The organism is Roseateles sp. GW821-FHT09G03, assembly GCF_059416045.1.
Genome location: NZ_JBWKOK010000001.1, coordinates 673,085 through 695,828, shown reverse-complemented (window position 1 = coordinate 695,828; position 22,744 = coordinate 673,085). Strand labels below are relative to the sequence as shown.

Here is a 22,744-nt window from a genome sequence, read left to right as displayed (position 1 = left end):
CCCAATGCGCATCGTCCCTGTCACGGGGATCGGGGGCAATGAACGAAAGTCACGACGCGCCTGTGGCAGATCAGGGCCGCAGGCGGTGCAGCCATTCGCGTGTCGCCTCTTCGTCCGGGAAACCCGGCAACGGAAAGAGGTTGTCCACCAGCCACGGCGTGAGCAGCCCGTTCACGCGTCGATAGGGGCTCAGGTCCGCCTCGCGGTTCATGTCTCCCTCCAGGGGCTCGGCAGCGGCCTGGACCAGCAGCCCGGCACCGATGCGCGCGGCGCCCGGGTGGCCCGAAAGCGTCCGGGCCGCGTCCGGGTCCCGTGCCAGCAGCGCGTCGCCGACGTAGGTCAGCCATTGCGCGCCCTTGAGCTCGGTCTGCAGGTTCTCCTTCTCGGCGATCAGGTCGCTCAGCGACACGCCGGCGTGCCGCATCACATGGGCGTGGAGCGCCTTGCCGCGCGCGCGGTTGATGTCGTTGTGGTCGAAGTTGAGCGCCAGCCCCCCATAGCCGTGCAGGAAACCCGATCGACCGACGGCATCCGCGACCCAGTCCCGAAGGCGCTGGGCCGGTTCGGTGACCGGCATATGGAACTGCAGGTAGCCGACGATCTGGCCGTCGTAGCTCGGGGAACACGAGTACTTGAGCGCCCACGGGCCGACGCCGTCCCCGACTTCCCCTGAGTCGATCACGATGGACAGGTCCGCGCGCTGTCGCGCGGCATCCTCCGCCAGCGTCCGCAGCTTCTGCGCCGTCGTCGCCGACACGGCCTGATTGCGGCGCGCGCTGCCTGCACGCACCCAGCGTGCCTGCGGCAGCACCCGCTCCAGGCTAGCGAGCAAGGCCGGCAGCACGCCCTCCGCCGCGGGACCGGTGTCGAAGAACAAGGTGGCGCCCAGCGTGCGCAACGCCAGCACTTCATCGCCATCTTTGAAAACGATCGTCTCTTCCTGTGGGTTCATCGGGTCGATTGTCCTGTCGCCGGCGCCGCTCGCGGCGTCGCCGTTTCTATGGTCTCTCTGTCGTCTACTTGGTATAGCCCTGGCATCCGCAGTCCTCGGGCGTCATGGGCGTGGGATCCTGGCCGGGCGGCTTCGAGATCCGACGATACGCGGAGATCTGGTCGTCGGTGAACTTGTCGCGCTTGCCGGGACCGAGGATCTTCTCGTAACTGAACTTGGCGTCGAAGATCTGCCGCTTGCCGGCGCGGTCGATGACCAGGTCTGGAAAACGCACTGTCTTCTGCCAGGGGTGCTCCTTGAACAGCGAGCACACCTGACGGATGAACTTGCGGGAAGGCTCACCGGCGGCATTCAGCTCGATCGGCGGGTGCGAGCCGTTGAGTGAGAGCAGCGAGTTGACCAGCTTGTCCAGCACGTTGCCTTCCATCATCGGCTCGATGGGCACGGGCGGTTTCTTCAGATCGGTGGGCATGAAGTAGGGCTGTTCCGGCGAGACTCCGTCCCCGAGCTTGCCCTCCTGCTTCAGCTTGTTCAGGCGGTCCTCGAAGTCCTTGGACGCACGGCCGGATCCGCGCAGCTTGCCCTTGTCGTACTCGGCCTGCGTCTCGCACAGCGCCTGGCAGATCGCGTTGGCTTCGGCCTCCGTCAGACCCGCGTCCATCAACGCCTGCTGCACGACGCCGGCCAGATTGGCCGCGTTCTCGTGGTTGTGGAACATCTTGTCCGTCAACCGCGCGGCGCCCTTCCCATTCAGGTTGACGTCGAACGAATACAGGATCCAGGTCGCCTCCTTCATGAAGGTACTGGATTTGACACCGCCGAGCGTGCCCGCGTTGTCGCCATTGGACATCGCGAACTTCGAGCCCTTGATGGCGGCCATCGTCTTGTCGCCCTTGACGGTGGTCGTCCCGTCGGACAGCGTCACCGACTGGGCGATGTTGGGATAGGGGATCGGCACCGGGCCGCCGGGGCTCGGTGTCTTGCAGACGTCGGGGATGGTGGCGACGCTGATGCCGTTGCTGAACTTGTGCACCAGCGAGTTGACGGTGCCGTTGACCTTGATGGTGACCGGCATGTCTCAGTCCCCCCCGCCCAGCCGTTGCAGCAGCCGCTGCTGCCGCCACGCCGGCGCATCCACCGGGAACAGCGGCGTGCCCGGCCGCAGCAGGCACAGGTGCAGCGCCGCGAGCGCCCTCGCCCGCTGCCGTCCGCCGTGCAGCACGCGCAGGCAGTGCACCTCGCTCAGCGGCTGGCCGAGGAAGAGCCGGCCGTCCGGCGACAAGGCCGGCAGCCGCGACTGGTGCGCCAGCCACCAGGCCCGCACCTGCTCGACGTGCGGCCACGGCAGCGCAACATCCACCGGCACCTCGACGTCGTCGTCCTCCGGATCCTCGTTGGGGCCTTCCTCGAAGTCCTCCGGCGGCGGCGCCTCCAGGCCGTCGGTGTTCACGTCGGCGCCGGCGATCAGGCAGAAGGCCTCCAGCGCGATGCGCGCCGACGCGGGCCGGGTCATCTGGTCGATCAGCCACGGCACGTAACGCAACTGGCCCGAGAGCCCCGCGCCGATGATGCGCAGCCGCGCCGCGCCGGCCATCGTTTCCGCCTCCACCAGCAGACGGTGGCCCTCCTGCACCGGCAGCGACAGCACCGCCAGCCGGAACGCGTCCATCTGACGCGTGCCCGGCCGCAGCGCGGCGCCGGTCAGCGCGGCCAGCGCCTTGCCCCGATCGCCCAGCAGCACGCCGGACCACAAGGCCCAGTAGCGCGGCTCGCTCTTCTCGTCGCCGATCAGCTCGAGCACCGGCTCCAGCCCCTCGACGCGCCCGAGTTCGCCCGCCAGCCGCAGCGCCCGCGCGCGTTCGCCCGCGTTGGTCGAGCGCATCGACACCGACCAGCGCTCGCCCGCGTCCAGCCGGTGCGCGCCATAGGCCTCCAGCGTCAGCCGCCGGCTCAGCGAATCGTCGGCCGGCATCAGCGCCTCGGCCTTCAGCGCCTCGTTGGCGCCGACCCAGCCCAGCGCCGAGGCAAGACCTGGCGCCGCCTCGGGCGCTTCCCGGGCGCGCCGCACCAGCGGCAGCCAATCGTCCGGACGCCCGTTGAGCGCCAGCACCCCGGCGACGAAGAAATCCTCCGCGCAGTCGTTGACCAGCGCGGCCTGGCACGGCGGCCAGGCCTCGTCGCCGGCCTCGACCAGCCCGTCGATCTGCGCGGCCAGCTGCTCGTCCAGATCGGCGAACTGCTGCGGCGAGTAATGCGGCGCGTCGAGCGCGTCGCGCCGCTGCGTCCACAGGAACGCGGCCTCGTCGCGGTAGGTCTCGATCTGGTCGGTGGTCACCGGCGCGGGCAGACCGGCCTCGTAGCGGGCGTTGTCCATCGTCATGCCCGCTCCGTCACGTCGGCGCGGATCACCGCCGCGCCGCGCCCGCCGCCGTCCGAGCTGCCCCACAGCAGCGTCAGCGGTCCCTTCGCATGCCCCTTGCGGCAGGCGGAAGCCGCCAGCAGCAGATGCAGCGGCAAGCCCGCCGCGCCCACGTCGCCCCAGCAGTCCGCCGGCGCGAGGAAGTCGGTCGGGTCCCGCAACCGGTCGCGCACGCGCAGCCCGCTGAAGCCGTATTCATCGGCGCGGTACGCCTCTCCGTTCATGTCGCAGACCACGTTGTCGATCACCCCTCCCGCGGGCATTTCATCCAGCGCGCGGCGCAGCGCCTGCGTCAGGCCTTCGCCGATGCAAACCTCGCCGCTCTTGTTCAACTTCGATTCGCGGCCGAGACCGACCGCGAGCACATCGGCCCACCCTCCGCCCGACCCGACGTCTCCCGCGCGGGCCAGCAGCAGCGCGCCGGCCGCTTCGCCGGGGATGAAGCCCCAGGCGTTGTTCAACGGACCCGCGCCGTGCAGCTGCTCTTCGGCCTCGAGCCATTCGAGCGTTTCCGGCGCCAGGTAGGAGTCCACGCCCGCGACGACGACCGCGTCGACCTGGCCGGCACGCAGCCACGCGCGTGCTTGGTCGAGCGCCTCGAAACCGCCCGCATGGCCGCTGGCGAAGAGCTGGAACGGGCCGAGCCGCGCGCCGAGACGGTCGCGGCACAGCGCGCGCACGGCATCCGTCGAGCCGGCCGCGTCCTCGGGTCCGCCCGGACGAGCCGGCGGCCACGCGATGGCCACGCCAATGCGGCCGTCACGCGCCTCCCGCGCCGACGCAGGTCCCGCTGGCGCGAGGATCTCCGCCAGGGCTTCGGTCAATGCCGGCGCGAGCAGCGCGACCAGACGCTCCGCGCCGCGCAGATCGGCATCGACGCCGGCCACCTGCGCCACGCGCATCGGCTCGCCGGCGGTGTCGATCATGTAGGCATGCTCGCTGAAGCCGCACAGGCCGGCACGCACCGCTGCGGCGGTCGAGCGCGCGTCGCCGCCCACCGGCGTGAAGGCGCCGATCGCCAGGACGCGCAACGCCGGCGGGGCCGACGATGACGGAACAGCCGGTTCTTGGCGCATCTCAGGCCGCCTCCGCCCGACGGTCCGCCGCGACGGTGTCGTCAGGCTCCGGCGCGCCCAGCACGCCGTCGCGCAGGTCCTGCTTGAGCCAGATCCGCGTGCGCTCCAGCTTGAGGACGCGCGGGTGGCACGGCAGCGCGCTGTGGAAGACCAGCGAGACCCGGCGCTCGTCCGGCACGAGGATCACGGTGTGCAGCTTCGGCGGCGCATGCTGCTCGCGGTGGCCGTCGTTGAAGAAGGTCTCCAGGCCGAGGAACACGCGCGGCAGCGCGAAGCGCAGCTGGCCGCCGCCCGGGGACAGGTTCAGCAGCGCGACCGGCTCGCCGCCTCGCAGGAAGCCCGCGTGCTGCTGGTCCGGCGGCGCGCACTGGTAGTGGCGATCGTCGAAGTCGTCGGGCAGCAGCGGCAGGCGCTCGCGTTGCCAGCGTTCGTCGTAGGTGCCGGCGAAGCGGCGGCGCTCCGTCCAGTGGCTGCACAACGCGCCGAGGCCGACCGGCACCGGCCGGTCCTTCCAGCCGCGGATCAGGTGATCCGGGTCTTCGATGTTGGGCAGCGGCCGGCCGTCGACGTGATCGCCGTCGACGGCGTAGCCCTGCCCCAGCGGATTGCGCTCGTCCCAGGCCGCGGGATCGGCCTGGGGATCGACGCCGCCGAAGGCGCGCTCCCACACGATGGGCATCGCCGTGAACGGCGCCGGCCGGCCGATGCTCCGGCCTTGCCAGACGCGGTCGCCGAAGACCTTGAGCACCTTCGCGCGACCGCCCACGGCCACGCCGACGTCGAGCTCCGTCACCGGCGTGCCGCCGGGCGCGTGCGCCTGACCATCGACGATCACGTCGGTCGCGGTCTTGGTGCGGACCAGATCCGCGTCCGCCGCCAGGCTGGTCGACGCCGCGTCACCGCGATGCGCCGGTCCGCGCAGCACCTCGGGCTGCGTCTCGGCCACGCGCGCCGTGCCGTCCGGCTGCAGCGTGAAGCTCGCCTTCACCGCCACCAGCCAGATCTCGGTGCCGTCGCGATCGCGCACCCAGCCGCGCTCGGCGGCGAACGGCGTGCGGTTCTGCAGTTGCCACATGGGGATCCCGACGGTGACGCCGTCAGTTGATGTCGACGAACGCACCCTTGATGCGGTTCGCGCCGCTGGAGCGGCTCAGCACATAGGTGCCCCGGATCAGGATCTTGCCGGCGGCGGTCAGCACGATGCTGGCCTCGCCGCAGCGCAGCTCGACCTGCTTCGCGCCGTTGAGCACCACGCGTTCGCCGTCGACCGTCACGGTCTGACCCCGTCGCGTCAGCGCGGGGCCGGGCGCCCCGTCGGGCAGCGCTTCGGGCTCGAGCCCGCGTTCGGTCTCGGGCATGGCCTCGGGCACGGCGTCCGGCGCGGCCACGCGAGCCTCCAGTTCGAGTTCATGCGAAGGATGGTCCGGACGGGCGCCGCGTCGAGGCGCCTCGGGCTCCGCGTGCCGCATCGCGCGGCCCAGGATGACCGGGCGCGACGGATCGCCGCGCTCGAGCGAGACGATGACCTCGTCGCCCTCGTCCTCGACCTTCAGTCCGACGACGGACATCGCGACGACGGGCGGCAGGCCCTTGGCCATGCGGACCAGGAAGCGGCCCTGCGCGTCGAAGCCGCAGAACATGCCGACCAGCACGCCGGCGTCGACGAGCCGCACGCGGTCCATCAGGTGCTCGGCGGCGGCGACGGCCGCACGGGTCGGATCGCCGCGACGGCGATGGGGACTGGGGGCGGCGCCGAGAGGCCCCGCGTTGCCTGCTTGCTCGGCCATGTCAGTTCTCTCCGATCTTGGCGCCCTTGACGGTCACGCCGCCGCTGCCCTTGATGCCGACCGTGCCGCTGGCCTTGACGGTGATCTTGGCGGCGGAGATCGTGATCCCGCTCGAGTCCATCACGATCTTGCTGCCGCCGGCCTTGAGGGTGATGGTCGGCGCCTCGATGGTCGCGCTGGCGCCGGCCTTGGTCTTGTAGGTGCTCTTGGCGGTCTGGCCGATGCTGGCGGCCGACAGCTTGTGCGGTCCGCCCACGCCGATGCTCTGCAGCGCTCCGACGTTGACCCGCTGCAGCCCGCCGATGGACACCATCTGCGCGCCGCCGACGTTGATCGCTTCCGCCGCGCCGACCGTGTGCATGCGCGCGGCGCCGACGGTATGGGCCTCGGCCAGCGACACGGTGGTGGTCTGCGCGCCGTTGACGGTGTGGCTGCGGATCCCGTTGACCGTCACCGTCTGGCCGGCATTGATCGTCACCGTCTCGCCGCCGCCGACGGTCTCGGTGCGATGCGCGCCGATGGTGATGGTCTCGGCCGCGCCGACGGTCTCGGTGCGGCTGGCGCCGACGGACGTGGTCTCGTTGGCGCCGACCGTCTTGGAGCGGTTCGAGCCGACGCTGATCGTCTGGTTCACGCCCACCGTCTGGGTCTGGTTGTTGCCGACGGTCTCCGAGTCGTCCACGTCCACCGTGTCGGTGCGGTTGTTGTGGATGGTGGAGGTCTGGTCGTGCTCGATCGTCGTGGCCATGTCGAACTGGCCGTGGATGGTGATCATCTCCTTGCCGGCGGTGTCGTCCATCGACATCTCGTTGTAGCCCGCGCCCTTGTGGGTCTTGGACTTCATGCCGCTGATGACGGCGGCGGCCGGCAGGCCGTACGGGGGCATCTGCTCGGCGTTGTAGACGCGGCCGGTGATGAGCGGCTGGTCGGGGTCGCCCTCGACGAAGTCGACCACGACCTCCTGCCCGATGCGCGGGATGGACACGCCGCCCCAGCCCTTGCCGGCCCAGGGCTGCGAGACGCGGATCCAGCACGAGCTGGTCTCGTTGCGCTGGCCGCGGCGGTCCCAGTGGAACTGCACCTTGATGCGTCCGTACTTGTCCGTGAAGATCTCTTCGCCCGCCGGACCGGTCACGATCGCGGTCTGCGGACCGGGCGCCATCGGCTTGGGCGTGCGGCGCTCCGGGCGGAACTGCTGGTCGGCGGGGATGGCGTTGAAGCGGCAGCGCAGCTCGGACTCGCCGGAGGCCGATTCCGTCGACGCCTGGCGCATCTGCGTGACCGTGCCGGTGATGAGGTACTTGGCGTTCTGGTCGTCGCGCGGATGGCGGCTCAGCGACAGCAGGTGGCCGGTGCGCACGCCCTGCGCGTTGGTGTCGCCGTCGAAGCGGGCGAAGGCGGTCTGGATCTCGTCCAACCGGTCCTCGACATACTGCGCGCCGTCGCTGCCCTGCACATAGCCGCCGGGGTAGTCGAAGACTTCGCCGTCGGACAGGTCGTAGTCGCGGGCGCGGTCCAGCTGCGTCTCCAGCGAGGTCGAGGGCCGTTCGAAGTCGTAGTCGGTGATGACGACCTTGCCGGGCTTGAGGCTCTCCTGCGTGACCCAGGAGTCGACGTATTCGAGCTCGGGCGGCGCGTTGTTCACGCCGCCGTAGAACGGCAGCGTCTCGCAGCCCGGGGCGCAGTCATGGGCCGAGGCGGCGTCGGTCAGCACCAGCGTGTGGCCGGACTCGTCGTGGGTGAAGTACCAGTAGATGCCCTCGTTCTCGAGCAGCCGGGCGACGAAGTTGAAGTCGGTCTCGCGGTACTGGACGCAGTAGGTCCAGGGCCGGTAGGCGCGCATCAGCTTGAACTCGTGGCGCGCGACCGGGTGGTCGTCGAAGACCGCCTTGACGATGTCGGGGACGGTCATCTCCTGGAAGATGCGGCAGTCGGCGGTGCGCGTGAGCAGCCACAGCCAGGGGCGCATCGTCATCTGGTAGACGGTGTGCTTGCCCTCGAAGCCGGTCTGCGCGAAGCGGGTGACGTAGCCGGCCAGGTGGCGCGGCGCGTCGTCGCGCAGGGCCATGGTGAGCGTCGCGGACTTGCCGAGCAGCTCCGAGGCGCGGATGTCCTTGCGCTCGCTGAGCAGGGTCAGCGTGGTCTCGCCGAGGTCGCTCAAGGCCTCGCGCGACGCGCAGGCGTGCACACGCAGGACGTCGTCGGCTAGGGCGGTCTTGAGGCGGAATGGAGCTGCCATGGGCGGACCGTGAAGACGGACCGGAGCAATCGGACCTTCACGGTAGGCCTGTGCGCAGAGCGCAGGAAGCGACCAAAGTCATTCGCGGGGGCACCCCATGTAAAGGGGTGATACGGTGGCCCCACGCGTGTCACCGGTGTGGGTGACGCGTGCGCCGCGGGGTGCGGCGGCGCACGGGGGTGGCCGTTACATCGGCAGCGTCAGCGAGACGGTGATCGTCAGCACGGCGCCGTCGTCGGCGTAGTCGACGGTGAGCTCGCGGCCCTCGACCTCCCACTGTTCCCACTCGAAGACGCCCTCTTCCTCCTCGCCGTCGACCGCTTCGCCGTAGGCGGCGGTGGCGGCCTCGCGGGTGTCCACCGGCGTGGTCGCGAACGGGCCGTTCCCCTTGTAGGGATCGACTTCCTCGCTGCCTTCGGGGTAGTAGAAGATGGCGCTCAGCACGTGCGTGCCGGGGCCGAGGGGTTCACCGTAGTCGACCGCGTGGGTCTCGCGCGGGGAGAAGGACAGCACGACGCCGGCCTCCTTCAGGTGCACGAAGCCGGCGCGGATCTCCTTCTTGCGCTTCTGGGAGAGCTCGGTCGGCGCGGGCGTCCCGGCGGGCGTGGTGTGCGCGAGGACCGCGGCGATCAGCGGAGCGTCGAGCTCGGTTAGGCCCAGGAGGCTGGGGAGCTCGGGGAGCGTGGGAATGGGAGTGGTGGTCATGAGGCTGAACGATACCCCGTAATGGGGGCGTCGGGCCGGGCGGGCGTATCCTGAGTTCGGACAGGCGGGGAGCGTCTACTGGCCTTCAAAGAGGAGATGCCATGACTTGCCGTCGTGCAGCCGCGCCGTACATGCCTGCCAGGAGCAGCTGCGAACAGCATGCCACCTGCGGGATGTACGCGTCTGAATCGTAGAAGATCAGAGATAAGGGCCGACGATGGTTCGCCAGGCCTTGCCGTCGAACACCTCCAAGGCGTGGGGGCTGGCCACCGCCATCAATCCTTCGCGGCAGTCCATGTGCCCATGGGCCACCACTGGTTCTCCGCGGTGGGTCACTGTCTCGACCTTGCCGTCGACGAGAACGCGGAGCTGGTAATCGGACGACAGCCAGAGTTTTCCGTCGAACCAGACCGTGTCATTCCAGAGGAGGCTGGAGCCACCCTCGTAGATCTTTTCCCACGAGTTCTCGCGACCGACCCACAAGTTGCCGCCCTCGCCGCCGATGTAGACCTTGCCATCACCCGCGCAGGTGACCGTGCCCAGTTGCTCGTTGGACGGGAAGCCCTGCTGCTTCCAACGCTTTCCGTCGAAATGCCAGACGTCGCCGTGGCCACCGACGGCATACATGTCGGACTCGCCGAACGCGTCCATGTCCTGGAACCCCACATGTCCGATCTGCTCCGCCGGTGGCATGTCGGTGATGCGCTCCCACTTGCCGACCTCCGTCCGCTTGTAGATCTTGCGTTGACCGCCCACCGAATACGCATAGCCACCGATCGTCTTGACGCGCCACGTCATCGGTACGCCGCCTTGCTGGATGAACTCATCGGGGAACTTGCCTCCGCCGCCCATCACACAGACTTGCCCGTCGTTGTTCCTCGAGACGAGCAAGGCCTGCACGAGCGGCTTGCTGGCCACACCGATCCGCGGCTTGCTGTAGCCGCCCAGCGTTCGCGCGCCGAAGGTCGTCTCGCTCTTTCCATCCGAGGCGAGATTGATCACCAGCATTCTGGTCTCGATGTCGTGGTCCCACATCTCGGACGCCTTCTTCGCGTCGACTTCCTTGCGCAGGCAAAGCGCGACCACGGTGGCCGACCGCACGGCACAGTCGGTGATCAACCAGCCCTTGCATTGGCGTTCCCAGATCTCCTTCGAGAGATAGATATCGCTCATCGTTCGTCCTGTTGTGCGGCCCGCGGCGAACGCTTCAGTTCGTCAATGCTGAACTGACTGAATCAGATCTCGTCCTTGTGCGTATGGTCTGTCTCTTCATCCGAGCCTCCGGCGAAGAACGTTGGGGTCACGAGCCTTCCGCCCAGGACGCGGAAGCGAATTCCGACCAGAGTCCCGGCAGCTCGATCAACGCGCCCTGGTGCGGATCCCGTAACCGGGTGCCCTCGATCAAGAGCGAATTCAGTCGAACGCGGTCGGCCGGTGGCGCATCAGCGTCGATGTCCACGACCACTGCGGCCTGCACGCAGAAGCTGTCCCGCCATCTCAAGAGCAGCGGAAGGTCGGGGGGAATGAAGTCGGACAGGAAGTCCGCGTGCTCTTCGAGATCAAGCCACAGCCAAGCCACGTGAGATGGCATGGCCACCTTGCATAGCGCTTCGAAGGCTGGGCGCAAGCGCTGGCACTTTTGACACCAGGCCTCAGCGCCGATCACGATCATCAGCTCTGCCCCAGGCGTCTGAAGATGGAGCCCGAGCGCTCGAGCATTGTCCCAAGGATCGAATGTCGGCATGCTCAGACCACCACGACGCCCATGCGGCGCAGTTGTTCGTTCTGAACGTGGGATGGTGCGCGGAGGTCGAGTGGGTAATCCGGATGCGTCCACGACAGCGTGTGCGCGGCCACGGCACGCAGCGCCTGAGGTTGATCGGCGTCAGGATGAAGAACTGAGCGCAAATGCTTTGCGGAAACATCTTGACCCAGAAGTCGGCGAGAGCCGTTGCTAGCCGTCTGCGATGAAGCAACGTGGGCAGCGATTCGCGCGACATCCGGCAGCGGGAGCCCGGCGTCTCCGTCCGCTCGCGCGGCATCGAGTGGCGCGTCCAAGTCGATCTCGGGTTCCTCAAGTGCCAAGTCATGCGCTTCGATGTCGACGCCAGTCATCGCATGCCACGTCCAACCGGCCCATCGCGCCTCGCGTTCGTCGCCCATCGCTGCGATGACAAAGCGCAAATGGCCAGCATCTCCATGCACCATGATCGCGTCCAACGCCATGCGGCGCGGCAACCGGTCGAGTAGCGCGCCCATGCCTGGATGCCCTGGCGGCGCGAACCACGCCAGATGCTTCAGCCAGCGGCGCAGACGGCGTTCGGCTTGAGCGCGAGGCCAGCCTGTCAAAGATGTCCAGACAACAATCTGCTCCGCCACGCTGGGCCAGAGCTGAGCGGCCGCCGCGCGACCATCCGACTGTTCGAGGCGGGCTATCGCGATGGCGCATTCAGCGCGAACGGAGAGACTCTCGTCTTGGGTCAGCCCGCTGATGGCGTGCTGATCACGGCCTCTGATTGCCCTGCACGCGGCGGCGCGCACATGTGCGTCCGGGTGCTTCAACCACGCTGATGCGCTGAGGACGTCTTCGCGCACGAGCGCGGAAGCACGAAGCGCGACAGCGATATCGACGGAACTATCGCCAGCAAGGACAGCGCGCACCCAGACCGCCCGCTTCTCAGCGGTCGTCCAGGCCAACGCGGAGATTGCACCTCGGGCCAGCACATCGGGGTGGGCTCGAATGCAACGCATGACGCTCGCCATCGCGGGCGTGGATTCACCGTTTCCATGCTCCAGCGCGAGCAACATCGCAACGAAAGCTTCGCCGGGCTTGCGCCAGCGCTCGAGATTCCCCTGAGCGATCTTGACGCCCTCCTCGCCAGCCTCGATCAGGCCTTCGAGGTGGGCGCCGAGTTGGGCTTGGAAGCCGGACACGGCCTCTGCACGCAGAAGAACGGACGACGGCGCGCCATCAATCTGACTCCAGTAGAACGCCGCATCGTCGGCATGACGGCGAACGATCGGAAGAACTACTTGAGGCAGGATCGCGACGCGATCCTGAGGACTCGACGGAGCCATGCCGATCACGCGTCAGGTTCGCCGTCGAACAGAACGTTCCAGGTCCGCCCGTCATACATCGTGGCGCCATACATGCCCGCGATCAGCAACTGCTTTCCGTCGGGAGAGACGTCCAGTCGTTGGGCGTGCACGGCCGTGTTCGCCGGCATCGTGTCGCGCTTAGCCTGATGAGCGCCCACCATCGCGCCGTCCTCGAGCACGAAGCAGCCAGCAGAGTCATTGCTGCAATACAGACGTCCGTTGAACCAGACCGAATCCTGATAAGGCAACGAGTTGTCCGCTTGCACGATCCGTTCCCACTCCTGGTCGCGGCCCTTCCACACCGAACCACGAATGTCGGTGATGTAGGTCGTGCCGTCCGGCGCCACCGCGACAGTATGAAGGCGCAAGTTGCCCGGGAACGGCATCTGAGTCCAGCGCCCCGCCTTGCGACGCCATACGGCGCCCGCGCTACCCACGGCATAGAGATCGTCTTCCGACAGCCCCGCAAGATCCTGGAACGCCGAATCGCCGATCGCGGCCAGTGCAGTATCACGGTCGCTGCTGCCGATTTCGGCAGGCAACGGAATGTCCGCATGTTCCTTCCACTGCTGGGGGCCGACCCGCTCGAACACTCGGAACGGTCCGCCGAGGGCGTAGACCGTCGCACCAACACGCGCTGTCTTCAGGACACCAGCGCCGAAATCGCTGTAGGCATCCGGCACCAGCTTGCGGACTTCGAAGGGGATATCTTCCTCACGTCCCTTGTGGGACTTCGGCTTGTAGGCGTAGACCTCCAGGCCGATGCCGACCGCGACGAACTCGGATTCCTGCGGTGCCCATGCGCTGGAAAGCTGAGACCCGACACCGAGTCCATTGGCCGACATGGAGAAGAAGCGTGTTTCCATCGGATTGGCCACCTTGACCGCCAGCAGACGGATCTGGAAGCCATCCTCCATCTGTGCGTCATCATCCAGCTCCTCGAAGAGGAGGAAACCCAGGCGGCCGTCCTCGAACCCAATGGTGCAGTCGCGGATGAAGTACCCCGACATGAAACGATTCCAAGACTCACGATCGAACATTTCTTCAACTCCTTGCGAAATCAATCCTCGGCTCCGTCATCCTGCGCATCAGGCTGCGCGCCCGTGCCATCGTGGGGAGTGACCTTTGCATTGTTGCAGTCTGGACAGCCAGGTTTCTTGCTCGCGGCCTCACCGCAGTAATAGGAGTCCAGCTGCTCTTGCAGACACTTCTTGCTGCAGCCATACATCTTGGAGATCTCGTCGACCAACAAGTCACGCGCATCGTTGTAAGGCATGTCCTTCTTGCCGGCGGCACCCTTGAACTTCAGCTTCGCCTTGGTCAGTGCGTGCATCGCACCATGGGAGCCCATGTGCTGGTTGTTACCCTCGACGCAGATCGTTGGCGAGCCAGCCTCCGTGTAGCCGTCCCAGCAATCGCGCGTGGGCATCTTGCCGCGAGGCATCGACTTGAGTTTTCCCTTCGCGTCCAGGTTCTTCGGGTCCGCGGCCCAGGCTGACTTTGCTGCGGCAGCCTTTGAGCCGCTATCGCGGAACATCGCGTCAGGCAGTAAGTGGTGACCGGTCTGGCCGGGGCAGCAGCCTTTGCCCGCCCACTTTGCCGCACCGTCCTTGCTGAAAGGGACCAGCATGCACTTACGCGCTCGCAGGCAGGGATCCGCCGCCGCATAGGCCGTCTGGATGTCCGCCATCACCGTGTTGGCGACCTTTTTCTGCTCAGCCTCGCTGAGCTTGTCGAAATTCTTGAGCTTGTCCTTGTACTGATTGAGCGTGCCGGAGATCTTGCCGCCGGCCTCCTTCAATCGTTCGACAGTGCCCTTCAATTCATCGACCGTCTTGCGCATCTCTCCGATGCGGCCGGCCGCGTCGTAGGCAGTGACGGCGACATCGACTGCGGTCAGCACCCACCCGACAATCGGAATCCAGCCGGTCAGGCCGCGCCGGACCGCGAGTTTGGCGATCTGCTTGCCGCTGTACTCGAGGATCTCCTGCTCGATCTTGGCAATCACAGAGTTCTGCAGAGATTCGCGGATCGCGCTCAAAGAGGAACTGATGTCGCCGAACTCCTGGAACCATTCCTTGAAGTTCCCCAGCCCCGGCTGAACCATCAGCGGTCCGCAGTGATCGAGCACCCAGCTGCCGTCCTTGCCGGCGTTCTTGTGCGACAGGCGGGATGCTGGACGCCCCTTGCCGCGCCCCTTGTTCTTGTCATCTGGCGCACACTTCTTCTCCATCTGCGCCTTGTCTTCCGCGCAGGCGGTCTTGGCCGCGTTGGTGTCGAGGTAGTAGCTGGTGGGCGTATTCGGTGCTGAAGCCATCGTGCGCTCAGGAATGGTTATGCGTCATCGGATCGAGATGACGGCATACGTTGAGCCCCTCCACCTTGACGTCGGAACTCCAGTTCACAAAGTAGGCGTCACCCGTGATCGTGTGTGTCGCCACGCCCATAGGGAAACTGCGCGTCGCCGGCTCGTTCCCTGTGGACTTCGTGAGGAACGACTTGTCACGCAGCGCCAATGGCTTGCTACAGATGAAGACTGTGGTGCTTCCCTTGGTCAGCTTCGTAGCGAAGGCTGTATTGCTGTACGGAATCACGACGGGGCCCGCTGCAGGCGCCGGGGGACTCCAGCAGGGATCCGGTCCGATCGTCGCCTTGCCGTCGGCGGCCTTGGAGCAGATCTCGTTGTCGTTGGCGTAGACGTGGGTTTCCATGGCGTCAGTCGGCTCGGGCCCAGACGGGCCGCATTTCAAGGATCACCGCCGCGCGCAGGCCGCGATCGTCGGCGAGGTGCAGGACGTGATGAGAAGAAGTCGAAACCGGCCAATCGCGCGGACGCGCCGCGCGGCGTGCCCGATGCCAGAGGTAGGCGATTGCCGCAGGCCCAAGCGCCGCGCCGACTTCGCCAAGACCGCTCGCCGGAGTGACGTGCGACAACTGGCGGCCGCCGTTCAACAGCCGGGTGAAAGCCGTTGCGGACTCGCGCGCGTAGAAGGCCTCGCCGTTGACGTCGCTGATGCGCATCGCCAGATCGGCGACGCTTACGTCCGCAGCGCCACATGCCGCGCGCACCGCCGCAGTCAAACCTTCAGCGCGATTAGGCACGGCACCGTCCCAGTTACCCGCCTCCTGCGCTGCACCAACGCCACGCAACCCTAGCGGACCGCCTTGCCCCCGTTCCACGAGCACCGCCGCGGCAGCCTCTCCTGGGAAGAAACCATCCGGATTGCCCGGCACTTGCAGCCGCTCGTCGCGCAGCAGAAGGTTGATTCGCTTGGCATTCAGCAGGCTGCTTGCCCCGACCATCAATACGTGACGGACGCCGTCCTTCTCGTCCAGCAGATGCTGTGCCCGCGAGCATAGCGCCGCGAATCCGGCGCGCCCCGATGGAAGGATGGCGCTGCGGACATTGAAGCTCAGTCCTGTCAGATCACCGAATCTGGAGAAGAGTTCCGCGCCCCACGTATCCGATGTGTCACCCACGTCGTCGCACAGCAGCAGGAGCGCACATCCGGCGGGATCGAAACGCTTTCGGCGATCGGCCGGCATCGCCTGCAGCGCATCCTGCACCGCCAGCGCCAACCATTTCGCCACGCGCCCGACACCCCAGGACTTCTCGCCCTGCAGCCGCGCAACCCGGACCGGATCACCCGCGTTGGTCTGGAACTCACTTTCCTGGAAATGATCGAGATTGGCCAGCAAGGCCGGAGAAGCCGCGTCCAGGCGCTGCCCCACAGCACAGCACAGGCCGGCGGCCACCACATCGAGATCCAGCCGCGCCGCACGCGCTTCCGAGGCTGGTTTGACAGATTGATTCATCGTCATCGCATCACGCGCTTTGCGGCTCGGCCGAGCTCTGTGCCGGCACGTCATCACGGCAGCCTGCGCATCCGCCTCCGAGCCGCTGCTTGTCCCACCAGACCGGATCGATCGGGCCGATGCCCACCTGCTTGATCTCCTGGATGCGACGCTGAATGGGCAACGTGGCCCTCCAGACGACGCTGAAGCGACCACGATCGACCTCGAAGAAGAGCGTGTCGACATGCGCCACCGGCGCGGCCTGGCTGAAGTCGCTGCGCAGCACCCGCACCTGCATGTCCAGTTTGGGCAAGACAAAGCGCAGATCCGGACGTCCTTGGACGAGATGCACAAGACGTATCGGCTCGCCCCCCTTCGGATACGGCATCTGCTGATCCAAGGGCGCACATTGATTGAACTGGTCGTCGAAGTCGCCCGGCAGTAGCGGAAACACGTCTCGCTGCCAAGCGGCGTCGTAGGTCCCGGCAAAGCTTCGTCGTGGCTGCCAATGTCGTCCGATAGCGCTCAATGCGATCGGGAGCCCATCGGCTGTCGGTCGTTCCAGAGGCTGCTCAATGGAGGTCAACTGAGGCGCTGATGCTCCGGTCAGTTGGGCCAACGTCGCCCCGCCAGCGAAGCCAAGGCCGACCGGATTGGTATCCAGCGCTTCGCACATGCGCTGCCCATCTCGCTCATGCCAACGGGCACCACCAAAGGCTCTGCCGAAGTGCATCGGCACCTGCAAAAATGGCTCGGGCTCTTCGAGTTGATAACCTTTGGCGTCATGGCCAGACCCGCTCCACACGCGAGGACCTGTCACACGGACTCGCTTGAGCAGAGGGCCTGCCTCAAACCCTGCGACCAGCTCCCGCACTGGCACGCCGCCAGGCGCATAGGCCGTCGCATCGAAGATCACGTCGCAACGCGGCTTGAACCTGGAGAGATCCGCGCCGTAGCGCAGCGGCGACTCGCCAGGATCGCCGAGGTATTCATCGATGATGGCAATCGGCTGAGGTGGAAGCGGTCGCGGCCGCTGTCCCTCTTCCGGGATGCTCCACGTCGCCTTCGCAACGACCACGAGATGCTCGCGGCCTGTCACGTCTGGCGCGACCGTCACTTCCGTGGCGAGATGGCGGGATCCGACTTCAACCTGCACGCCCGTCCCTCAGTTCACATGCACCGACCCACCCACGATGCGCTGCGTCGCGCTCGCGTGGCTGGTGATGTAGGTCCCGCGCAGCTGGATGCGGCCGTCGGCCGTCAGCACGATGCACGCCTCGCCGCAGCGCAGCTCGAGTTCTTCGGCGGCTTCGATCACCTCGCGATGTCCATCCACCGTGATGACGAGGCCTTCCGGCTCTTCGTCATGGGACACCGCCGCCGGCTCCGTCGCTGGCGGTGTCACGCCGTTCCACAGCAGACCCAGCACGATCGCGGAACCGCCGGCGAGCACGCTCAGCGCGACGCCCTGGCCTTGGTGTTCCGCCGACAGCGGCACCAGGCTGTGAGCCACGCCAACCAGCCCCAACCCGGGGACCATCGCCGTGCCGGTCGCACCCTGGGCAGGGACCGTCTGCAGCGTGCCGATGATCACCTGCCCCGGCGCCGGCATCGCCGCCGCCTGAGAGCCCTGATTCAGCAGCGCATGAAAAGGCGACGCGTACTGCGTGGCCGTGTCGACGCCGCGCGCCGGCATGTCGAGTCGCTCCACGTCAGTTCTCCAGGATCTTCTTGCCCTTGACCGTCACCTCGCCGTCGGCCTTGAAGGTCTGCTCGCCGGTGGTGCCGACGCTGAGCGTGTGGCCGTTGAGGATGATGGTGCCGTCGGACTTCATCGTCAGGCTGGCCTTGCCCACCGTCAGATGGATCTCGTCCTTCGCGGTGACCGAGTACACCGCGCCGCTGTTGATGGTGTAGTCCTTCCCCACCATCGTGTTCTTGTACAGCCCGACCTGCTCCGTCTGGAACGCACCGACCGTCGTGTTCATCATGGCGCCGACTGACGTCTGGTACCCCAAGCCGATCGTCAACGCCTTGGCCATGCCGATCGTCTCGGCCTTCGCCATCGCGATGGTCTCGGTCTTGTTCGCGCCGATCGTCACCGACCGGTTCGACCCGATGCTGATCGTCTCGTTGATCCCGACGTCTTCCGTGCGGTTCATCCCGATCGAGATCGTCTCGTCCAGATCCACCCGCTCCTTGCGGTTCTGATGGATCGTGATCGTCTCGTCCAGGTTCACCGTTTCCGTGCGGTTGCCCTTGACCAGCGTCGTCTCATGCCGGTCGATCGTCTTCGTCCGGTCCCGCCCGACCCAGTGCGTCTCGTCGTTCTCGACCTCGATGTCCTGGTTCTTCTCCGCGTGGATCCACAGCTGTTCGTCGCCGTGCTTGTCCTCGAAGCGGATCGCATTGGCGTTGCCGTAGCTGCCGCCCTTGGTCGAGCGCGTCAGGAAACCGCTCTGCGTGGCGTTCGCCGGCAGGTCCCACGGCGGCAGGTTCTCGCCGTTGTAGGTCCGCCCCATGATGATGGGCGCGTCCGGGTCTCCTTCGATGAACCCGATGATCACTTCCTGCCCGATGCGCGGGATGTGGATGCCGCCGAAGTTCGAGCCCGCCCACGGATGCGCCACGCTCACCCAGCACGAGCTGCGCTCGTCGCTCTGGCCGCGGCGGTCCCAGTGGAACTGCACCTTCACCCGGCCGTACTTGTCGGTGTGGATCTCCTCGCCCGCGGGACCGCTGACGATGGCCGTCTGCGGCCCCGGCACCAGCGGCTTCGGGGTGCGGCGCGGCGGCCGGTACTGCTGCGCCGCCGGGATGCAGTTGAAGCTGCAGCGCAGCCCCGTCTCGCCCGATCCGGCTTCATTGGCCGCCTGGCTCAGGCTGATCTGCGTGCCCGTGATCAGGTACTGCGCGTTCTCGCTCTCGCGCGGATGGCGCGTCAGCGACAGCAGGTGGCCCGTCTGCACGCCCTGCGCATTGGTCGTGCCGTCATAGGTCTGGAACTGCGTCTGCAGCTCGTCGAGGCGATCCTCGACGTACTGCGAGCCGTCGCCCGTCTGGATGTAGCCGCCCGGGTAGTCGAAGATCTCGCCGTCGGACAGGTCGTAGTTGCGCGCCACGCTCTGGTTGGTCTCCAGCGAGGTCGACGGCCGCTGGAAGTCGTAGTCGGTGATGACGACCTTGCCGGGCTTCACGCACTCGGCGCTGCCCCAGGCCTGCACGTACTCCAGCGCCGGCGTGGCCTGCGCGCCCGAGCCGTAGAACGGCAGCGACTCGCAACCCGGCCGGGCATCGTGCCCGCTGGCCGAGTCGCACAGCACGACCTTGTGGCCGCCCTCGTCGTGCTCGACGTACCAGTAGATGCCTTCGTGCTCGAGCAGGCGGGCGACGAAGTTGAAGTCGGTCTCGCGGTACTGGACGCAGTAGTTCCAGGTGCGATACGGGCGCAGCAGCTTGAATTCGTAGCGCGCGACCGGGTGGTCCTCGAAGACCTGCTTGACGATGTCGGGGACCGACAGCTCCTGGAAGATGCGGCAGTCCGACGTGCGCGACAGCAGCCACAGCCAGGGCTTGAGCTGCATCTCGTAGACGCAGTGCTTGCCTTCGAAGCCGCGTTGCGCGAAGCGCGTCACGTAGCCGCTGAGGTAGCGCGGCGCGTCGTCGCGCAGCGCGATCGTCAGCGTCGCGGGCTTGCCGAGCAGATCCGACGCCTGGATGTCCCTGCGCTCGCTCAGCAGCGTCAGCGTGGTGTCTCCGGCGTCGCTCAGACCCTCCCGCGACACACAGGTGTGCACGCGCAGGGTCTCGTCAGGCAAGGCGGTCTTGAGGCGGAAAGGTGAGGCCATGGCACCAAGGGTCAGGTCGACACCCCGGAGGCTAGGGATCACCCGCAATCACCACAACGGTCGAAAGTCACTCCCGAGCTTGGCAGTCCCCCGTCGAATTTCGCAGAAATATCAGAACGGGGTCAGGCGGCGCGCGCCAGGTCTTGCCCGGCAGGAAACATCCCGTTGCGAATTCCCGCCTGTGCAGAGGCCAAAGTCACTTCGGCCCCGTCGACGCGCCCGGTACCTTCGGGTTCATCCGCATTCTGAAGAGGCGCCGATGCCTGCTGCTCGCATTCCCGGTCCGCAAGGCGCCGGGGCCAACACCTTCGAGATCGACGACGGCACGATGATCCGCGCCGCGTCCCCGCTGGTATCGCCGGTCGGCGCCGCACCCCGTGCCGAGAAAGCGGCGGCGATCGACGACGACACGCGCGCGCTGGCCGCCGTCGCCTACGGCGAGGGATCGACCGGCAACGTCTACGAGGAGATGGCCGCCATCGCCAACGTGCTGGTGCGTCAGCAGAAGGCGCGCGGCTTCGCGACGATCAGCGCGTTCATCAAGACGGACAAGACCTTCGCGTTCGCGGCCCATGACGGCAACCAGCGGCACAACAAGCTGAAGAAGGCCACCGCGGAAGAGATCGCCGCCGACACGGGCATGAGCGACGCCGTGCGCGGCGCGCGCAACGCGCTGAGCGCCACCGGGACGGACTATGCGAACGGCGGCTACTTCTGGGACGGCGCCGACATCAAGTCGAACTACGACAAGCACCCCAAGGTCAAGGCCGGCATCCACATCACCGATCCGAAGCACAACATCTACGACATCAAGGACAAGGACGTCCCCGGCGAAGAATGGTGGCGCAGCGCGGCGGGCGCCAAGACCAAGTTGCGCGGCAAATGGGATTACAAATACGAGTCCACCGCCGCGTATGGCGGAACGATCTTCTGGAAGTACAACGACGACTTCGTGAAGGCCACCAACAACAAGGTGTACGACTGATGCCCAGCCTGTCCCGCGTGCCGTCGCGCGCCCTGCGCCGTTCGCTGTCCCGCTCGCTGCCCCGCTTGCTGCCCATTGCCGCGGCCGCCCTCGCCGGCTCGCTCTTCGCCGCCTGCGCGGCCCATGCCGACGCCGTGGCCAGGAACGCGACCGAGCTGCGCGACCTGCTGCGCGGCACCGCGGCGCCGGCGGCGCTGGATCCGATCAAGAGCGAAGGCTGGTGCGGCCCCCAGGGCTGCTTCGTCGACGTCGGCGAGCTGCGCCTGGATCGCGACAAGGGCGGCTTCGCCAAGACGCCCGGCGGCCGGCAGCTCGTCCTCGTCGAACACAAGGCCATGGGCGGCGATCCGCTCCCGGACATCGACTGGACGTCGACGGACGCCTACCGCGTGACGGCCGGTGGTCAGCGCTGGGGCACCTGCATGGAGTTCACGCACACCGGCATCGGCAAGAGCGGCGTGTACCAACGCTGGACCAGCGTGGTGCTGGTGCCGTTCAGCGGCGGCAAGCCCGCCGGCACGGCGCATCGCTTCGTCGGCTACTGGGCCGGCTGCGATTCGCTGCAGGCCGCGCCGACCCAGGGGCAGGTCGTGCTGCCGATCGTCGAACGCGGCGAGGCGGCGGCGGCGAAGCCGTTGCGGCTCGTGAACCAGCAGTGCAGCGCCAAGGGCTGCGATGGGCAGGTCGACCGCCGGGTCGTCGAAGGCGATCCCACGGCCGAAGACGGCACGCTGTCGATGGGCGCGCGCTGAGATCCCGGTCGCCTCGCCCATTCCTGGCCGTCCCGCATCGCACTGCCCCCCCCTGCATCGATCCGCGCCGGACGTGAAAACGCCCGCGAGCGCGGGCGTTCCTGCTGCCGCCGGATGGCGGCGCTGTCGGACCGGCCGGTCCGACGCTGAGGTCAGCGATCAGGCCGACTTGCGGCGACGCACGAAGCCGACGGCCGCCAGCGCCAGGCCGGCCAGGGCCAGCGACGCGGGTTCCGGCACGGCATTGCCTTCCAGCGCGAAGGCGACGCTCTCGCCGTTGCGCAGGGCCGCGCCTTGCTGGTACAGCACGCCGCCCGCATTGCGGTAGCCCCACACCGCCAAGTCCTTGTTGTAGAAGCTGGCGTAGTACGTACCGGCCGCCAGATTCAGGTTGAGCAGGTCGTCGGTCGTGGCCGTCGCCTGGTTGCTGCCGAGGGCCGTCGTCGTGAAGTCGCTGGCGCCCAGCGTCTGGCTGAACAGCTGCGTGCCCGGCAGGCCGTTGCCGCCGATGCTCCACACCGAGAACGTCATGCCGCTGCCCCAGTACAGCCCCACGTTGTAGATGTTGACGCTGAAGCCGGTGATGTCGCTGGCCGAGCCCAGCGTGAACCGGTCGAAAACCTGCAGGCCGTTGCTGCAGCCCGAGCACCACGGCGACGTCGCCGCGTTGCCGGTCAGGCTGGGCAGCGACTGGAACACGACGTCCGCGGACGCGGTCATCGGCAGCGCGGCGCAGGCCAGTGCAACGGCGCCGAGAGACAGGCGGGCGGTCGTGAGGAAGGAGCGGAAGGTCATGGTGTTGTCGTTGGAATGTGGTTCGAACGGACCATCCCAATGCAGCGTCCGTGCCAGCCGAAGTTTTTCCAATCGAGTCAATGACTTATCGCCACCATGCCCCTTGCATCAGTGACAGCCTGTAAAGGAGTTCGACACTTGTTCATGGGACATAGTTCACGAATCGTGGGCATGCCGCTTGAAAAGCCGGACTCCGTTGCCTAGCGGTTCGGCGGGCCAGGGTCCGTCGACCGCGACGACTCCCATTGCGCCAAGGCGCCGGGCAGGAACCAGACGGCGCCCGCCGTGCCGT

General features: G+C 67.2%; 21 protein-coding genes. 2 read left to right on the top strand and 19 right to left on the bottom strand.

Annotated features, from left to right (window positions below; all coding sequences use genetic code 11):
• Positions 1–70: 70 nt before the first annotated feature.
• The 18 genes from AC07OZ_RS03120 to AC07OZ_RS03035 all read right to left on the bottom strand — a co-directional run bounded on the left by AC07OZ_RS03120 (position 71) and on the right by AC07OZ_RS03035 (position 19,920).
• Complete coding sequence (locus tag AC07OZ_RS03120; protein ID WP_495465691.1) at positions 71–952, bottom strand: type VI immunity family protein; 882 nt, start codon at positions 950–952, stop codon at positions 71–73.
• Between the two features lie 64 nt (positions 953–1,016).
• Entirely contained in the window at positions 1,017–2,027 is a 1,011-nt protein-coding gene (locus tag AC07OZ_RS03115; protein ID WP_495465690.1) for a DUF4150 domain-containing protein, read from the bottom strand.
• 3 nt (positions 2,028–2,030) lie between these two features.
• Positions 2,031–3,332 (bottom strand): TIGR02270 family protein, encoded by a 1,302-nt coding sequence (locus tag AC07OZ_RS03110; protein WP_495465689.1) that lies wholly within the window; start codon positions 3,330–3,332, stop codon positions 2,031–2,033.
• Positions 3,329–4,447: a beta-ketoacyl synthase N-terminal-like domain-containing protein gene (locus tag AC07OZ_RS03105; RefSeq protein WP_495465688.1), complete on the bottom strand. Its 1,119-nt coding sequence runs from the start codon at positions 4,445–4,447 to the stop codon at positions 3,329–3,331. Before AC07OZ_RS03105 ends, AC07OZ_RS03110 begins: the two co-directional genes overlap by 4 nt.
• 1 nt (position 4,448) lies before the next feature.
• Complete coding sequence (locus tag AC07OZ_RS03100; RefSeq protein WP_495465687.1) at positions 4,449–5,522, bottom strand: DUF2169 family type VI secretion system accessory protein; 1,074 nt, start codon at positions 5,520–5,522, stop codon at positions 4,449–4,451.
• A 22-nt stretch (positions 5,523–5,544) separates the two neighbouring features.
• Positions 5,545–6,234 (bottom strand): DUF6484 domain-containing protein, encoded by a 690-nt coding sequence (locus tag AC07OZ_RS03095; RefSeq protein ID WP_495465686.1) that lies wholly within the window; start codon positions 6,232–6,234, stop codon positions 5,545–5,547.
• A 1-nt stretch (position 6,235) separates the two neighbouring features.
• Complete coding sequence (locus tag AC07OZ_RS03090; RefSeq protein ID WP_495465685.1) at positions 6,236–8,473, bottom strand: type VI secretion system Vgr family protein; 2,238 nt, start codon at positions 8,471–8,473, stop codon at positions 6,236–6,238.
• Between the two features lie 186 nt (positions 8,474–8,659).
• Positions 8,660–9,178 carry a hypothetical protein gene (locus tag AC07OZ_RS03085; RefSeq protein ID WP_495465684.1) on the bottom strand — a complete coding sequence of 173 codons (519 nt, stop codon included), beginning with the start codon at positions 9,176–9,178 and terminating at the stop codon, positions 8,660–8,662.
• Between the two features lie 198 nt (positions 9,179–9,376).
• Positions 9,377–10,351, bottom strand: a complete 975-nt coding sequence (locus AC07OZ_RS03080) for a beta propeller repeat protein (protein WP_495465683.1) — start codon at positions 10,349–10,351, stop codon at positions 9,377–9,379.
• Positions 10,352–10,478: 127 nt separating this feature from the next.
• Positions 10,479–10,922, bottom strand: a complete 444-nt coding sequence (locus tag AC07OZ_RS03075) for a thioredoxin domain-containing protein (RefSeq protein WP_495465682.1) — start codon at positions 10,920–10,922, stop codon at positions 10,479–10,481.
• Between the two features lie 2 nt (positions 10,923–10,924).
• Positions 10,925–12,265 carry a HEAT repeat domain-containing protein gene (locus tag AC07OZ_RS03070; RefSeq protein WP_495465681.1) on the bottom strand — a complete coding sequence of 447 codons (1,341 nt, stop codon included), beginning with the start codon at positions 12,263–12,265 and terminating at the stop codon, positions 10,925–10,927.
• The gene (locus AC07OZ_RS03065; RefSeq protein ID WP_495465680.1) at positions 12,262–13,317 is read right to left on the bottom strand and encodes a beta propeller repeat protein; all 1,056 of its coding nucleotides are present in this window, start codon (positions 13,315–13,317) and stop codon (positions 12,262–12,264) included. Before AC07OZ_RS03065 ends, AC07OZ_RS03070 begins: the two co-directional genes overlap by 4 nt.
• Positions 13,318–13,337: 20 nt before the next feature.
• Positions 13,338–14,594 (bottom strand): HNH/endonuclease VII fold toxin-2 domain-containing protein, encoded by a 1,257-nt coding sequence (locus tag AC07OZ_RS03060; RefSeq protein ID WP_495465679.1) that lies wholly within the window; start codon positions 14,592–14,594, stop codon positions 13,338–13,340.
• 7 nt (positions 14,595–14,601) lie between these two features.
• A complete protein-coding gene (locus AC07OZ_RS03055; RefSeq protein WP_495465678.1) occupies positions 14,602–14,988 on the bottom strand; it encodes a DUF4150 domain-containing protein in 387 nt (128 codons plus the stop codon).
• A 4-nt stretch (positions 14,989–14,992) separates the two neighbouring features.
• Complete coding sequence (locus tag AC07OZ_RS03050) at positions 14,993–16,093, bottom strand: hypothetical protein (protein WP_495465677.1); 1,101 nt, start codon at positions 16,091–16,093, stop codon at positions 14,993–14,995.
• A gap of 10 nt (positions 16,094–16,103) precedes the next feature.
• Complete coding sequence (locus AC07OZ_RS03045; RefSeq protein WP_495465676.1) at positions 16,104–17,228, bottom strand: DUF2169 family type VI secretion system accessory protein; 1,125 nt, start codon at positions 17,226–17,228, stop codon at positions 16,104–16,106.
• Between the two features lie 9 nt (positions 17,229–17,237).
• A complete protein-coding gene (locus AC07OZ_RS03040) occupies positions 17,238–17,783 on the bottom strand; it encodes a DUF6484 domain-containing protein (protein ID WP_495465675.1) in 546 nt (181 codons plus the stop codon).
• A gap of 1 nt (position 17,784) precedes the next feature.
• Complete coding sequence (locus AC07OZ_RS03035; protein ID WP_495465674.1) at positions 17,785–19,920, bottom strand: type VI secretion system Vgr family protein; 2,136 nt, start codon at positions 19,918–19,920, stop codon at positions 17,785–17,787.
• A gap of 328 nt (positions 19,921–20,248) precedes the next feature.
• Here AC07OZ_RS03035 and AC07OZ_RS03030 point away from each other — a divergent pair, with 328 nt between their 5' ends.
• Together AC07OZ_RS03030 and AC07OZ_RS03025 are read left to right on the top strand one after the other, a co-directional pair.
• A complete protein-coding gene (locus AC07OZ_RS03030; RefSeq protein WP_495466479.1) occupies positions 20,249–20,905 on the top strand; it encodes a hypothetical protein in 657 nt (218 codons plus the stop codon).
• Positions 20,905–21,657 (top strand): hypothetical protein, encoded by a 753-nt coding sequence (locus tag AC07OZ_RS03025; RefSeq protein WP_495465673.1) that lies wholly within the window; start codon positions 20,905–20,907, stop codon positions 21,655–21,657. Before AC07OZ_RS03030 ends, AC07OZ_RS03025 begins: the two co-directional genes overlap by 1 nt.
• Positions 21,658–21,816: 159 nt before the next feature.
• On the opposite strand, the gene AC07OZ_RS03020 is transcribed toward AC07OZ_RS03025, so the two are convergent.
• Entirely contained in the window at positions 21,817–22,452 is a 636-nt protein-coding gene (locus AC07OZ_RS03020; protein WP_495465672.1) for a PEP-CTERM sorting domain-containing protein, read from the bottom strand.
• Positions 22,453–22,744: the final 292 nt, after the last annotated feature.